Source organism: Streptomyces sp. HNM0574 (assembly GCF_012726235.1).
Classification (GTDB): domain Bacteria; phylum Actinomycetota; class Actinomycetes; order Streptomycetales; family Streptomycetaceae; genus Streptomyces.
Genome location: NZ_JAASAH010000011.1, coordinates 50,981 through 64,394, shown reverse-complemented (window position 1 = coordinate 64,394; position 13,414 = coordinate 50,981). Strand labels below are relative to the sequence as shown.

Annotated in this window: 10 protein-coding genes; 6 read left to right on the top strand and 4 right to left on the bottom strand. The window is 74.5% G+C overall.

Going from position 1 to position 13,414, the window contains the following annotated elements; genetic code table 11:
- Positions 1 to 4: 4 nt before the first annotated feature.
- The 5 genes from HCC30_RS19130 to HCC30_RS19110 all read left to right on the top strand — a co-directional run bounded on the left by HCC30_RS19130 (position 5) and on the right by HCC30_RS19110 (position 8,423).
- Positions 5 to 958, top strand: a complete 954-nt coding sequence (locus HCC30_RS19130; RefSeq protein WP_206324037.1) for a sugar ABC transporter permease — start codon at positions 5 to 7, stop codon at positions 956 to 958.
- Positions 955 to 1,851, top strand: coding sequence for a carbohydrate ABC transporter permease (locus HCC30_RS19125; protein ID WP_169443821.1), 897 nt, complete (start codon positions 955 to 957; stop codon positions 1,849 to 1,851). Before HCC30_RS19130 ends, HCC30_RS19125 begins: the two co-directional genes overlap by 4 nt.
- Before the next feature lie 36 nt (positions 1,852 to 1,887).
- Complete coding sequence (locus HCC30_RS19120) at positions 1,888 to 3,144, top strand: glycosyl hydrolase (RefSeq protein ID WP_169443820.1); 1,257 nt, start codon at positions 1,888 to 1,890, stop codon at positions 3,142 to 3,144.
- Positions 3,145 to 3,185: 41 nt separating this feature from the next.
- Positions 3,186 to 5,330 carry an endo-beta-N-acetylglucosaminidase gene (locus HCC30_RS19115; RefSeq protein ID WP_169443819.1) on the top strand — a complete coding sequence of 715 codons (2,145 nt, stop codon included), beginning with the start codon at positions 3,186 to 3,188 and terminating at the stop codon, positions 5,328 to 5,330.
- A gap of 66 nt (positions 5,331 to 5,396) precedes the next feature.
- Positions 5,397 to 8,423 (top strand): glycoside hydrolase family 38 C-terminal domain-containing protein, encoded by a 3,027-nt coding sequence (locus HCC30_RS19110; protein WP_169443818.1) that lies wholly within the window; start codon positions 5,397 to 5,399, stop codon positions 8,421 to 8,423.
- Between the two features lie 22 nt (positions 8,424 to 8,445).
- Here the strand turns inward: HCC30_RS19110 and HCC30_RS19105 are convergent, their stop codons facing one another.
- From HCC30_RS19105 to HCC30_RS19095, 3 genes are all read right to left on the bottom strand, one after another.
- Positions 8,446 to 9,594, bottom strand: coding sequence for a hypothetical protein (locus HCC30_RS19105; RefSeq protein WP_169443817.1), 1,149 nt, complete (start codon positions 9,592 to 9,594; stop codon positions 8,446 to 8,448).
- A 340-nt stretch (positions 9,595 to 9,934) separates the two neighbouring features.
- Positions 9,935 to 10,396: a YchJ family metal-binding protein gene (locus tag HCC30_RS19100; protein ID WP_169443816.1), complete on the bottom strand. Its 462-nt coding sequence runs from the start codon at positions 10,394 to 10,396 to the stop codon at positions 9,935 to 9,937.
- A gap of 57 nt (positions 10,397 to 10,453) precedes the next feature.
- Positions 10,454 to 11,242 carry an SDR family oxidoreductase gene (locus tag HCC30_RS19095; RefSeq protein ID WP_169443815.1) on the bottom strand — a complete coding sequence of 263 codons (789 nt, stop codon included), beginning with the start codon at positions 11,240 to 11,242 and terminating at the stop codon, positions 10,454 to 10,456.
- A gap of 137 nt (positions 11,243 to 11,379) precedes the next feature.
- Here HCC30_RS19095 and HCC30_RS19090 point away from each other — a divergent pair, with 137 nt between their 5' ends.
- Positions 11,380 to 12,213 (top strand): hypothetical protein, encoded by an 834-nt coding sequence (locus tag HCC30_RS19090; RefSeq protein ID WP_169443814.1) that lies wholly within the window; start codon positions 11,380 to 11,382, stop codon positions 12,211 to 12,213.
- On the opposite strand, the gene HCC30_RS19085 is transcribed toward HCC30_RS19090, so the two are convergent.
- Complete coding sequence (locus HCC30_RS19085; RefSeq protein WP_169443813.1) at positions 12,173 to 13,396, bottom strand: anhydro-N-acetylmuramic acid kinase; 1,224 nt, start codon at positions 13,394 to 13,396, stop codon at positions 12,173 to 12,175. The two genes, HCC30_RS19090 and HCC30_RS19085, sit on opposite strands and share 41 nt — an antisense overlap.
- Positions 13,397 to 13,414 lie beyond the last annotated feature (18 nt).

Sequence of the window (13,414 nt, the reverse complement as noted above, 5' to 3'; positions counted from 1 at the left end):
CGCGATGGCCACCGTGAGAACCGGCGCCCCGCCGCCGGCCCGGAGCGCGCCGCGCCGCCCACGGGCGCGCGGCACCGGCCCCGGGCTCCGCAGGCAACGCCCGTCCGCGCCCTGGCTGTTCCTCGCTCCCGGCCTGCTGGCCGTCGGCGCGTTCAGCCTGTTCCCGTTCCTCAGCACCGTCGGCAACGCCTTCACCGACAACCGGACGCTGGTGCCGGGACGCTTCGTCGGGCTCGCCAACTTCCGTGAGCTGCTGCACGACGAGATGTTCTGGACGGGGCTGCGGAACAGCGCCCTCTACGTCGCTGTCGTCGTGCCGCTGCTGGTGATCCTGCCGCTGCTGCTGGCGATGCTCGTCCAGCGGCAGCTGCCCGGGATGACCTTCTTCCGCTCCGCCTTCTACACCCCCGTCGTCGCCTCCGTCGTGGTCGTCGGCCTGATCTGGGTCTGGCTGCTGGACGACCGCGGCCTGGTCAACGGCATCCTGGAGGCGCTCGGCGCGAGCCCCGTCTCCTTCCTCAGCGACCCCTGGCTGCTGCTGCTCAGCGCCATGCTGCTGACGGTGTGGAAGGGGCTCGGGTACTACATGATCGTGTACCTCGCCGCGCTCGGCGCCGTCCCCAGGGAGCTGCACGAGGCGGCCGCCGTCGACGGCGCCGGCGCCGTACGCCGCTTCCTCACCGTCACCGTGCCCGCGCTGCGGAACACGATGGTGCTGGTCGGCGCGCTCTCCTCGGTCAGCGCCTTCAAGGTCTTCTCCGAGGTGTACCTGCTCGCGGGCGAGAACGGCGGCCCGGCCGGCGAGGACACCACCCTGGTGCTGCTGATCCAGCAGGTCGGCACCGGCCTCAACGGACGCGTCGGCTACGCCTCCGCGCTCTCCGTCGTCGTCTTCGCCGTCACCCTCGGCCTGATGGCGCTGGTGCTCCGGGCCAGCCGCAAGGAGGACCCGCGATGACGCAACCGGCCCCCGCACCCCCGCGCCGGAACCGCCGCCGCCCCTTCGCCGCGGACGACGCCGGGCGGCGGATGCCCGCCTGGCAGATCGCCCTGCGGTACGCGCTGCTGCTCGCCGTACTGGCCCTCACCGTCGGCCCGTTCCTGTGGCAGCTGTCGACCTCGCTCAAGGGCCCGGGCGAGGACGTCTACCGCTACCCGCCGCAACTCCTGCCCGCCGACGCCACCTTGGAGAACTACGCGGGCGTCGCCGAGATCATCCCCGTCTGGGACTACGCGCTCAACTCGCTCACCGTCGCCGTCGCCGCCGTGCTGACCAACCTGGCCGGCGCCTCGCTCGCCGGGTACGCGCTGGCGCGGCTGCGCTTCCGCGGGCGGGCCGCGGCGCTCGCGGTGTTCGTGCTGGCCATGCTCGTCCCGCTGGAGAGCATCGTCATCGCGCAGTTCACGATGATGCGCGAGCTCCAGCTCAACAACACCCTCGCGGGCGTCGTGCTGCCCGGAGCCATCGGCGCGCTGAACGTCCTGCTGCTGCGCAACGCCTTCTCGCACCTGCCCTACGAGGTCGAGGAGGCGGCCGTGGTGGACGGTGCGAACGTCTGGCAGCGCTTCTTCCGGATCGCCCTGCCCTCGGTCAGGGGCACCCTCGCGGTCGTCGCGATCTTCGCGTTCATGGCCGCCTGGGACGACTTCCTGTGGCCGCTGATCGTCCTGTCCGACCCCGAGAACTTCACCCTCACCGTCGGACTCAACTACCTGCACGGCACCTTCGCCGACGACCAGCGGCTCGTCGCCGCGGGCACGATCATCGCGGTGCTGCCGCTGATCGTGATGTTCGCCTGCCTCCAGCGGTACTTCTTCCGCGGGGTGAGCGAGGGCGCCGTCAAGGGCTGACCACCCACCCGCCCCCCCACCACAGGACGGACCCGCATGACCGCACCCACCGCCCCCCGCTTCGGCGTCAACTACACGCCCGCGCAGGGCTGGTTCCACCACTGGCTGGACTTCGACCTGGACGCGGTACGCACCGACCTGGACGCCGTCGCCTCCCTCGGCCTCGACCACGTCCGGGTCTTCCCGCTCTGGCCGCTGTTCCAGCCCAACCGCACCCTGATCCGCCCACGCGCCGTGGAACAGCTGCGGCAACTCGCCGACGCGGCGGCCGAGCGCGGACTCGACGTCAACGTCGACGGGCTCCAGGGCCACCTGTCCAGCTTCGACTTCCTGCCCGCCTGGACCGCCACCTGGCACCGGCGCAGCATCTTCACCGACCCCGAGGTCCTCGCGGGCCAGGAGGCGTACCTGCGCACCCTCGCCGCCGCGCTCGCCGACCGGCCGAACTTCCTCGGCATGACCGTCGGCAACGAGGTCAACCAGTTCTCCTCCGGGCCCCACCCCGACCCGGACCGGATCACCCACACCCAGGCGGGCGAGTGGCTGCGGCGGATGCTCGCCGCCTGCGAGGACGGCGCCCCGGGGAAGCTCCACCTGCACGCCTCGTACGACGCCGCCTGGTACCAGGACGGCCACCCGTTCACGCCCGCGCACTCGGCCCGTCTCGGCGCCGTGACGGCCGTCCACTCCTGGGTGTTCAACGGCACCGCGCAGCGGCACGGCCACGACGGCACCGCCACCCGGCACCACGCCGCCTACCTGACGGAACTGTCCAAGGCGTGGGCCGGGGACCCGCACCGCCCCGTCTGGCTCCAGGAGACCGGGGCGCCCTCCCCGCACATCCCGCCCGGGCACGCGGCCGCGTTCACCACGGCCACCGTCGAGGCGGCCCTGGACTGCCCGGACCTGTGGGGCGTCACCTGGTGGTGCTCGCACGACGTGTCCCGGGAGCTCGCCGACTTCCCCGAACTCGAGTACGGCCTCGGCCTGTTCAGCAACGACCAGCAGGCCAAGCCCGCCGCGCACGCGCTGGCCGGGGCCGCGGCCCGGGTACGCGCCGGCTGGCGGCCGCCCGCGCCCCGCACCACCGCGCTCGTCGCGGACCTGCCCGCCGGTGGCCCGGTCGCCGAGCGGGCCGCCTGCGCGCCCGGCGGCGACGTGTTCGAGGCGTTCGCGCGGCTCACCGCCGACGGCGTACGCCCCGCCGTCGTCCTCGCCGAGCACGCCGCCGACCCCGCGCACCTCGCCGCCCGCGGCATCACCGAGACCGTCACCCCGTCCGAGACCCGCTGACCCCGGCCCGCCGAACACCCCCCAGCCCACGCGGAGTTCACGTGACCCCAGCGACCCCGCCCCCCTCCTCCCGTGCCACGCGGCGCACCGTCGTCCTCGCCGGAGCCGCGGCGGCCGCCGCGCTCACCGGGACGGGAACCGCCACCGGCGCCGCCCGGCCCGCACGCGGCACGGGGGACGCGCCACGCGCGTACGCGCCCTACTGGTTCCCCGACTCGCTGCCCGAGGGCCCTCCCGACCCGGGCGTCGTCCACCGCAGCCTCAAGACCTGGCGCCCCGAGGACGACCCCGACCTGCCGTTCAACCGGTCCACCGTGCCGCTCGCCGCCCGCTTCACGCCCGTACCGGCCCACACCACCGCCCGCGCGGGGCAGGCCGGGATCAGCGCGCTCGCCGCCTTCGGCCACACCTCGGGGAACCCGTCCCAGGGCGGTGCCACGGCCGAGGCGTACGCGTTCAGCCACTGGGCGTACCTCGACGAGCTGGTCTTCTGGGGCGGTTCGGCGGGGGAGGGGCTGATCGTCGCGCCGAACGCGCCCGTCGTGGACGCCGCGCACCGCAACGGCGTCCCCGTGCTCGGCACCGTCTTCCTGCCGCCCGTGCACCACGGCGGAAAGCTGCGGTGGGCACGCGAACTCGTCCAGCAGGACGACCGCGGCGGCTACCCGCTCGCGGACAAGCTGGCCGAGGCGGCGACCGCGCTCGGCTTCGACGGCTGGTTCGTCAACGCCGAGACGGAGGGCGGCGACACGCGGCTCGCCGCGCACACCCGAGGCTTCCTGCGCCGCCTGCGCAGCCTCTCCGACACCCACGGCCTGCGTCTCACCTGGTACGACGCGATGACGAGCGACGGGGACGTCGAGTGGCAGGGCGCGCTCAACGGGCGCAACCAGGACTTCTTCCAGGACGGCCGGCGGCGCGTCGCCGACACCATGTTCCTGGACTTCCGCTGGACCCCGGACCGGCTCGCCTCCTCCGGCGAACTCGCCGTCGAACTCGGCCGGGACCGCTACGAGTTGTGGGCCGGCGTCGACGTCGAGGAGAAGGGGCGGCACACCCGGACCGACTGGGACGCCTTCGTTCCCCTCGACCGCCCGCACGTCACCGGCCTCGGCTTCTACCGGCCCGACTGGACCCTCCACCACCTCCCCGAGAAGGACCGCCGCGACCCGGGCCGGTTCCACGCCGCGGACGACGCCTTCTGGTCGGGGCCCGCGCTCGACGCCACGCGGCCGGGCGACGGCGCGGACGCCTGGCGGGCCCCCGCCGCCGTGGTCGCCGACCGCTCCACCGCCGATGCCCTTCCGTTCGCCACCTGCTTCAACACCGGGCACGGGCTGCGCTGGTACGAGGAAGGACGTGTGACCTCGGACTCGCCCTGGAACCACCTCGGCCTCCAGGACCCGCTGCCCGCACGCCGCTGGGCCGTGCACGGCGAGGGCGCCCGCCCGGAGATCTCCCTCGACTTCGCCGACGCCTGGCGCGGCGGCAGCAGCCTCCTCGTCGACGGTGTCCCCGGGACGCCCGCCACCGTGGAGCTGTACGCCACCCGCCTGCCGCTGACCCCGGCGACGACCGTCCGGCTCACGCACCGCACCGGACCCGGCTCCGGCGGCCTCACCGTCGAACTCGCCCTCGCCCGGCGCGAGTCGGACGGGCCCGGCGAGCCGCCCCCGTACACCTTCCTGCCGGTGGCCGCCGTGCCGCCGGGCGGCACCGGGTGGAGCACGGTCACCGTCGACGCCGGGGCGCTGCTCGCCCGGGCCCGGGAGGCCGGCGACGGGCCGCTCCGCGCCCTCGGCGTACGGCTCACGGCGGGCCCCGGCGCGCGGGTCAGCTGGCGGCTGGGCGCGCTGGCCGTGCACGACGGGACCGGACCGCCCGCGCCGGGGCGTCCCACGCGGGCCCGGGTCACCGGCGTCTCCCGCGACGGGGGCGGCACGGCGCTGCGCCTGGCCTGGCAGCCGCCCCGCCGGGGACGCGGCCCGGCGGCCACCCGCCACTACGAGCTGCACCGGGTGCTGCCCGACGGCAGCCGCCGCTTCCTCGGCGGCACCTGCCAGACCGTCTTCCACCTGCCCGACCTGCGGCCCGAGGGCGACGAGCCCGCCCTCCGGGCCGAGATCCGCGCCATCGGCCCGCTCCACACGGCCGGTTCACCCGCCACGGTCGTCCACCCCTGGTGACGGCCGCACCCCGTACCCGCATCCGCCCCGTGCCGACCGTCGGCCCCGTACCCCGGAGCACCGCACATGCATGACGACCGCAAGCTGACCGAGGACCGGCTCACCCGCGTCCTCGACGAGCGCATCCGCCCCGCCGTATACCCGGCCTCCGTCCCGCTGGAGGTGACCGTCTGGCATGCGCCAGGGGAGCCTGTTCCCGTCGCCGAGGGGATCGCGGCGCCGCACGAACCCGTCGCCGTGGGCGCGCGCTGGGGCGCGCCGTGGGGGACGAGCTGGTTCCGCGTCACCGGGAGCGTCCCGGACGAGTGGGCGGGCCGGACCGTCGAGGCGCTGCTCGACCTCGGGTTCGACGAGAACATGCCCGGCTTCCAGTGCGAGGGCCTGGTGTACCGGCCGGACGGCTCGCCGGTGAAGGGCCTCAACCCGCGCAACCAGTGGGTCCGCGTCGCCGACCGGGCGTCCGGCGGGGAGCGGGTCGACCTGCACGTCGAGGCGGCGTCCAACCCCGTCATCCTCGACTACCACCCGTTCCTGCCCACCGAGTTGGGCGACAAGGACACCGCGGGCAGCGAGCCGCAGTACCGGCTGGCGCGGATGGACCTGGCCGTCTTCGACGAGACCGTCTGGCAGCTCGTCGCCGACCTGGAGGTGCTCGGCGAACTGCTGCGGGAGCTCCCGGAGGACGGCGCACGCCGCTGGGAGCTCACCCGCGCCGTCGGCCGCGCGCTGGACGCCGTGGACCTCCAGGACGTCGGCGGCACCGCGGCCGCCGCGCGCGAGCTGCTGCGGGACGTGCTGGCCGCGCCCGCCGAACCGTCCGCGCACCGGATCAGTGCCGTCGGGCACGCGCACATCGACTCGGCGTGGCTGTGGCCGCTGCGCGAGACGGTGCGGAAGGTGGCGCGTACGGCCTCGAACATGACGGCGCTGCTGGAGGACGAGCCGGAGTTCGTGTTCGCCATGTCGCAGGCGCAGCAGTTCGCCTGGATCAAGGAGCACCGGCCCGAGGTGTACGCGCGGGTGAAGAAGGCGGTGGCCGAGGGCAGGTTCGTCCCGGCGGGCGGCATGTGGGTCGAGTCGGACACCAACATGCCCGGATCGGAGGCCATGGCCCGGCAGTTCGTGCACGGGAAGCGGTTCTTCCTGGACGAGTTCGGGATCGAGAACGACGAGGTGTGGCTGCCCGACACCTTCGGCTTCGCCGCCGGGCTGCCGCAGATCATCAAGGCCGCCGGGGCCAAGTGGCTGCTCACCCAGAAGATCTCCTGGAGCCGCGTCAACTCCTTCCCGCACCACACCTTCGACTGGGAGGGCATCGACGGCACCCGGATCTTCACGCACTTCCCGCCCGTCGACACCTACAACTGCGCGATGAAGGGCGAGGAGATCGCCCACGCGGCCCGCAACTTCAAGGAAAAGGGCGCCGCCACCCGCTCCCTCGCCCCCACCGGCTGGGGCGACGGCGGCGGGGGCACCACCCGCGAGATGGTCGCCAAGGCGGCCCGTATGCGGGACCTGGCGGGCTCGGCCACGGTGACCTGGGAGACGCCCGCCGCGTTCTTCGCGAAGGCCCAGCGGGAGTACCCGAATCCGCCGGTGTGGTCCGGCGAGCTCTACCTGGAGCTGCACCGCGCCACCCTGACCAGCCAGGCGAAGACGAAGCAGGGCAACCGGCACAGCGAATCCCTGCTGCGGGAGGCCGAGTTGTGGGCGGCGACGGCCGCCGTGCGGGCGGGTTTCCCGTACCCGTACGAGCGGTTGGACCGGCTGTGGAAGACGGTGCTGCTGCACCAGTTCCACGACATCCTGCCCGGATCCTCCATCGCCTGGGTGCACCGCGAGGCCCGTGAGACGTACGCGCGCGTCACCGCCGAACTGCGGGAGATCGTGGACGCGGCACAGCGGGCGCTCGCGGGCGAGGGGCAGGTGCCGCTGGAGTTCAACAGCGCCCCGCACGCCAGGAACGGTGTGCCGGCCGGCGGCGCGGCCGTCGTCCCCGAGGGCGGGCCGCCGGCCGTCTCGGCGGAGCCGCGGGACGGCGGCTACGTGCTGGACAACGGGCTGCTGCGAGTCACCGTCGACGCGCGCGGACTGGTCGTCTCCGCGTACGACCTGCGGGCCGGACGTGAGACCGTACCGGCCGGAGCCGCGGCCAACCTGCTCCAACTCCACCCGGACTTCCCCAACATGTGGGATGCCTGGGACGTCGACGCCTTCTACCGCAACACCGTCACCGACCTCACCCAGGCCGAGGAACTCACCCTCGACACCGGCACCCCCGGCACCGCCACCGTCCGCGTCGTCCGCGGCTTCGGCGACTCCCACGCCGTGGAGCGGCTGAGCCTGACCGCCGGTTCCGCGCGGCTCGACATCGACACCGAGATCGACTGGCACGAGACGGAGAAGTTCCTCAAGGCGGCCTTCCCCCTGGACCTGCACACCGACCGGTACGCGGCGGAGACCCAGTTCGGGCACTTCCACCGGCCCACCCACACCAACACCAGCTGGGACGCGGCCAAGTTCGAGGCGTGCAACCACCGCTTCGTGCACCTGGCGGAGCCCGGCTGGGGCGTCGCCCTCGTCACCGACTCCACCTACGGGCACGACGTCACCCGCGCGCCCGCAGGGCAGGGCACGACCACCACCGTCCGGCTGTCCCTGCTCCGGGCGCCGCGCTTCCCCGACCCGCACACCGACCAGGGCACCCACTGCTTCCGCTACGCCCTCGTCCCCGGTGCCGGCATCGGCGACGCCGTACGCGAGGGCCACCGGATCAGCCACCCCGAGCGCAGGACCACCGGCGCCGGTGCGGTGGCCCCGCTCGTCACCTTCGACCACGAGGCCGTGACCGTCACCGCGCTGAAGCTCGCCGACGACGGCAGCGGCGACGTGATCGTCCGCTGCCACGAGGCGCACGGCGGACGCGCGGCGGCCACCCTCGCGCCTGGCTTCCCCGTCGGCCGGGTGACCGCCTGCGACCTGCTGGAACGCCCCGACCCCGAGGGGCCGGACCTCACGCCCGGGGAGGACGGCACGGTACGGCTCGCCCTCCGCCCGTTCCAGCTCGTCACGCTGCGGCTGAGCCGGGCCTGACGACCCGGGACCCGGCCGCCCGTCAGACCGTGCTGGCGTCGTACCGCTGGTGCGGCACGCGGGAGGCAGGACGCGGTGCGGCCGGGTCCTCCAGGCACTGCCACCACCAGGCGACGGCGGGCAGCTCGGGCGGGCCCGGGCTGTCGTCCACCGGAGCCGGGGCGAACTCGTGGGGCAGCTCCGTCCAGGTGGCGGGCGGGCTGTCCGGGCCGAGCGGCCGCAGGTACCGCGCGCTGACCAGGCCCCAGTCGAGGTGCGCGCGCACCCACTGGCCGAGGCTCTCGGTGTACCGGCGCAGCTCGGGCCCCGAGCGCGGGGCCTCCTGCTCACGCAGCCGCAGGAACAGGCACATCACGCGGTCCCGCAGCGCGACCGTGCGGAGCACCGCCGCCTCCGGCGAGCAGCCCTCGGAACGGGCGATGACGTCCACGGTGTTGAGCCCGTTGCCCTGGAGCAGGGCCTCGCGGTGGTACGAGTACAGGTCGTTGTCGAGGGCGACGAGCATCCACGACATCTCGGTGAGCGCGCGGACGGCGGGGCGCTCCAGATCGGCGGTGGGCAGCTCGTACCCGTCGGCGATGTCGCTCATCGTCGTCAGGATCTCCATCCCGACGGTGCCCGCCATGCGCATCGCGACGAACTCGTTGAGCGTCGGCACGGTGCCCTGGCTGCGGTGCAGGGTCTCCCAGCCGAGGCCGAAGAAGTAGCGCCGCCAGGCCGCGACCCAGCGCGCCATCTGGGTGGGCGTCGCCTTGCGGCCCAGCCGCATCCGCAGGTCCCGCAGGCCGCGCGCCCACGGGTTGTCCTCCAGCACCGGGGCCTCGGGGACCTCGATGACGCGGGTCATCAGGGCGAGCAGCGCCGCCGCGTCCTGGGTGCTGCGGCCGAAGTGGCCCGATTCGAAGGCGACTTCGTCGAAGCCGTGGCCCAGGTACTCGAAGTCGGTGGCGATGCGGACGACCTCCGGGTCGCCGTGGGGCATCGCGAGGCCGGGCACGAGGGCGACCTCGCCCTCGGAGAGCCGTTCGACGGCGTCGCCGTCGCAGGCGCCGAGCGCCGTGAACCAGGTGGCCGATTCCCGGTCGAGCCGCTCTGCGTCGGGGCGTCGGGCGGGCGGGAAGGGGCAGTAGAAGGGAGGTATGTCAAGGGCAGCGTGAGTACGTGTGCTCACCGCGCACCGTCCTTCCCGTGGATTCGGTTCTCAGTGACGACGCCGCGTCGGGGTACGGCCGGCGTCCGTACGAACAGCCTTGGTCAACAGGGGTCCGAACAGGGCGGGAATGCGCGTCTCCCGTCCGCGCCGGTGCTCAACCGACCGTTCCTGGGGGACAGTTATCCACCAAGGCATGTGCCTGCCGCAAGAGGCGACGTGGGGGATTGTCGCGATTCCTCCGCAGTTTTGTTGCGCAGTGAACTGACGAAATCTGATCGGTTCGCGTGGAAGGTGAACGCTTCGTGATCGTAGGGCAGTTGGCGCGTGTTCGCCGTCGGAAGAGAAAGATCGACGCGGCTCAGTCGAGGGAGACGTCCCCGTCGACGTACACCCACGCGCCGTCGAGCCGGGTGAAGGTGCTCCGCTCCGTCATCGCGCCGGGCGCCCCGTCCTGCCGGAACCGCGCCCGGTAGACGACCACGCCGTCGGAGTGGAAGGCGCTGCCCCGCTCGGTGCCCAGGATCTCCAGCCCCGTCCACTCCTGGCCCGGGTCGAAACCGATCCCCGGCGGCCGGGTGTCCGGGTGCCAGGTGCGCAGCAGGTACGCCTCGTCACGCGCCACGAAGGCGCTGTAGCGCGAGCGCATCAGCGCCTCGCAGGTGGCCGCGGCCCGCTCCCCGGAGTGCAGCCGTCCGCAGCACTCCCCGTACGGACCGCCCTTGCCGCACGGGCAGGGCGCCCCGGCCTCCGGCACGGCGGTACGGGGGCTGGTGCGGTGGTTGCTGCGGGCGCGCGGACCACGCCGGGACGAGCGGGACATGTGCCCATTCTCGCCGGTCACCACGGCACCGGCCGCCCGGGGTGCCGTTCCCGCCGCTCAGGACCCGCCCGCACCCCGGGCGGCCGTGTACCGGGCCGGGAGCTCGCCGCCGCCGTGCACCGCCAGGTCCGCGCCGTTGACGTACGCCGAGAGCGGCGAGGCGAGGTACAGGCAGGCGTCGGCGACGTCCGACGGGGCGGCCATCCGGCCCATCGGCAGCACGTCCCGCACCGCCGCGCCCCCGTCCGGCCCGTACCCGGCGGCCGCCGCCTCGGTGCGGACCAGCCCCGTGGTGATGTGGTTGACCCGTACCGCCGGGGCCCACTCCAGCGCCAACGCGCGGGTCAGGCCCAGCAGTCCGGCCTTCGCCGCCGAGTAGGCCGCCGTTCCCGGCTGCGGGTCGCGCGCGGCGACGCTGCCGATGTTGACGATCGCGCCGCCGCTCTCCTGCTCCCGCATGACGAGGTTCGCCGCCTGCGAGACGTACGCCGGGGCCAGCAGGTTGAGGGCGACGATCTTCTCGGTGAACCGCGGCGAGACGGTCGCCGCGTCCGCGTCGGGGGAGCCGCCCGCGTTGTTGACCAGCACGTCGAGCCTGCCGAAGCGCTCCACGGCGGCGTCCACCAGGGCCCGCGCCGCGTCCGGCTCCCGCAGATCCGCGGAGTGGAAGACGGCCTTCCGGCCGCCGCCCTCCGGCAGCGCCTCCGGCGCGCGCCGCGCGCACACCAGGACCTCCGCGCCGTGCCGCAGGAACGCCCCGGCGAGGGCGGCGCCGATCCCCTGCGTGCCCCCGGTGACGATCACGGCACGCCCGGAGAAGTCGAACGCGCTGCCGCTGAGGCCCATGTGCCGTCTCCCGCACGGTGGTTGAGGAACCGAGGGTGTGCCGCGGGCCAGTGTGACGCACGGGGCCCGCACTGGGAACGGTCCGGACGCCCGAAACCCGTTCGCCAGGTCACCGCCGTACCGCGCACGATGGGGCGATGGCTGACTACACGACGGTCGGGGACGCCTCGGCGGCCGACTGGCTGAGCACCGCGATGCCCGGGTTCGAGGGGCGGGTCGCGGACGTCGTGCCGCCCGTCCACGAGGCGTACGCCCGCGTCATGCACCCCGCCGAACTCGCCGACGAGCCCGTGGAATGGCGCCGCATAGCCGAGGCCAACGGCCGCACCGCGCACCCCGAGATGCAGTGGAACCACATCACCGGCGCCCGGGAGCTGCGTGAACAGCCGGGTCTGTGGGACCACGAACCGGAGGAGGGCAGCCTCCCGCGCACGCTCGCCCGGCGCCTCGCCCGCGTCCTCGGCGCCCACACCACGACACCGGAGAGCTGCTGGTTCGCCGTCTGGGACGGCCACGGCATCCTGGCCGTCGACGAGGGCGACACGGCGAAGTTCACCGTCCCGCACCGCGACATGTTCCTCCTCGCGGGCCCGCTCGACGCCGTGCACAGCAGGACGCTGGAGGGCACGCCCACGGCCGCCGACGCGGCGCGCGGCAGCTTCGCCTTCTACACCACCGGGGACGACGGGGACGAGCCCTCCAGCACCCTGCCCGACCCGGCCCAACTCCTCGCCGCCCACGAGCCGTTCTGGCAGTCGCCCAACCTGTGGTGGCCCGAGGACCGCGCCTGGTCCGTCGCCACGGACATCGACTTCACCTGGACCTACGTCGGCGGCACCCGCGCCTGCGTCGACGCCGTCCTCGCCGCCGAGGGCCTGGAGGCGTACGAGGCCGAGCCAGGACACGCGGTCACCTTCGACGGCGACACCGTCAACCCGCCCCCGGCCGGCCGCCGCCGGCGCCCGCGCTGACCGGCGTCCCCTCGATCACCAGCCGGGCCGGCGGCACCGGCGCCGGGGGCGGCAGGCGCAGCCCGTCCCGGCCCGGCGTGACGGAGCCGAGCACGCGCGCGTCCCGCGCCCCGGTGCACGCCGGGACGGTGCCGGGCAGCCCGTGCACGGTGAGGAAACCGAGCACGGCGAAGGCGTACGCCTCCTTGGCGTCCGAGGGCAGCCCGTACACGTCCGAGTCCCGCACCGGCACCCCGGGCAGCTCCTCGCCGAGCATCCGCATCAGCACCGGGTTGCGGGTCCCGCCGCCGGAGGCGAGGACCTCCGTCACCCCGGCGGCGCGCAGCGCGTCCGCGACCGTCACCGCCGTCAGCCGGGTCAGCGTCGCGACGAGGTCCGCGTCCGGCAGGGGGCTGGAGGAGCCCAACGCGGCGCGCAGGTACGGCAGATGGAACAGCTCCTTGCCGGTGGTCTTCGGCGCGGGCCGCGCGTAGTACGGCTCGTCCAGCAGCCGCCGCAGCAGCGGCCCGTGCACCCGGCCCCGCGCCGCGAGTGCCCCGTCCTCGTCGAACGCGGCCCGCCCGCCGGACAGGTGGGCCACGGCCGCGTCGATCAGCGCGTTCCCCGGACCGGTGTCGAAGGCCGTCGGGCCGGAGCCGGAACCGGCGCCCTCGGGGACGGTGACGTTCGCGATGCCGCCGATGTTGAGCGCCGCCGGGCGGCCGGGACGCCCCCGCAGCCACAGCAGGTCCACGACGCTCACCAGCGGCGCCCCCTGCCCGCCCGCGGCGACGTCCCGCGTCCGCAGGTCCGAGACCACCGTGCGGCCGGTCTCCTCCGCGATCCACGCGGGGCAGCCGAGCTGGAGCGTGCCCCGCACCCGCCCGTCCTCGGCCCAGTGGTGCACCGTCTGCCCGTGCGAGACCACCAACCCGGCCCGCCCGCCGCACAGTTCACGGTCGGCGCGGGCGGCGGCCCGGGCGAAGGCCCGGCCCACCCCGGTGTCGATCCGGCACACCGTCTCCATCGTCGTCGCCGCGGGCGGCAGCGCCCCCGCGACGGCCGCGCGCAGCTCCTCCGGGTACGCCTCGGACACCAGCCCGAGCGGCGCCAGCCGCAGCACGTCCCCGTCGAGCACGAGATCGACCGCCGCCGCGTCGATCCCGTCGTACGACGTCCCGGACATCAGCCCGATCACCCGCATCCCGTCGCCTCCCTGTCC

Coding starts and splice junctions, on each gene's coding strand:
- HCC30_RS19090 (WP_169443814.1), top strand. CDS start 11,380: ATGGCTGACTACACGACGGTCGGGGACGCCTCGGCGGCCGACTGGCTG.
- HCC30_RS19095 (WP_169443815.1), bottom strand. CDS start 11,242: ATGGGCCTCAGCGGCAGCGCGTTCGACTTCTCCGGGCGTGCCGTGATC.
- HCC30_RS19130 (WP_206324037.1), top strand. CDS start 5: ATGGCCACCGTGAGAACCGGCGCCCCGCCGCCGGCCCGGAGCGCGCCG.
- HCC30_RS19085 (WP_169443813.1), bottom strand. CDS start 13,396: ATGCGGGTGATCGGGCTGATGTCCGGGACGTCGTACGACGGGATCGAC.
- HCC30_RS19120 (WP_169443820.1), top strand. CDS start 1,888: ATGACCGCACCCACCGCCCCCCGCTTCGGCGTCAACTACACGCCCGCG.
- HCC30_RS19110 (WP_169443818.1), top strand. CDS start 5,397: ATGCATGACGACCGCAAGCTGACCGAGGACCGGCTCACCCGCGTCCTC.
- HCC30_RS19125 (WP_169443821.1), top strand. CDS start 955: ATGACGCAACCGGCCCCCGCACCCCCGCGCCGGAACCGCCGCCGCCCC.
- HCC30_RS19100 (WP_169443816.1), bottom strand. CDS start 10,396: ATGTCCCGCTCGTCCCGGCGTGGTCCGCGCGCCCGCAGCAACCACCGC.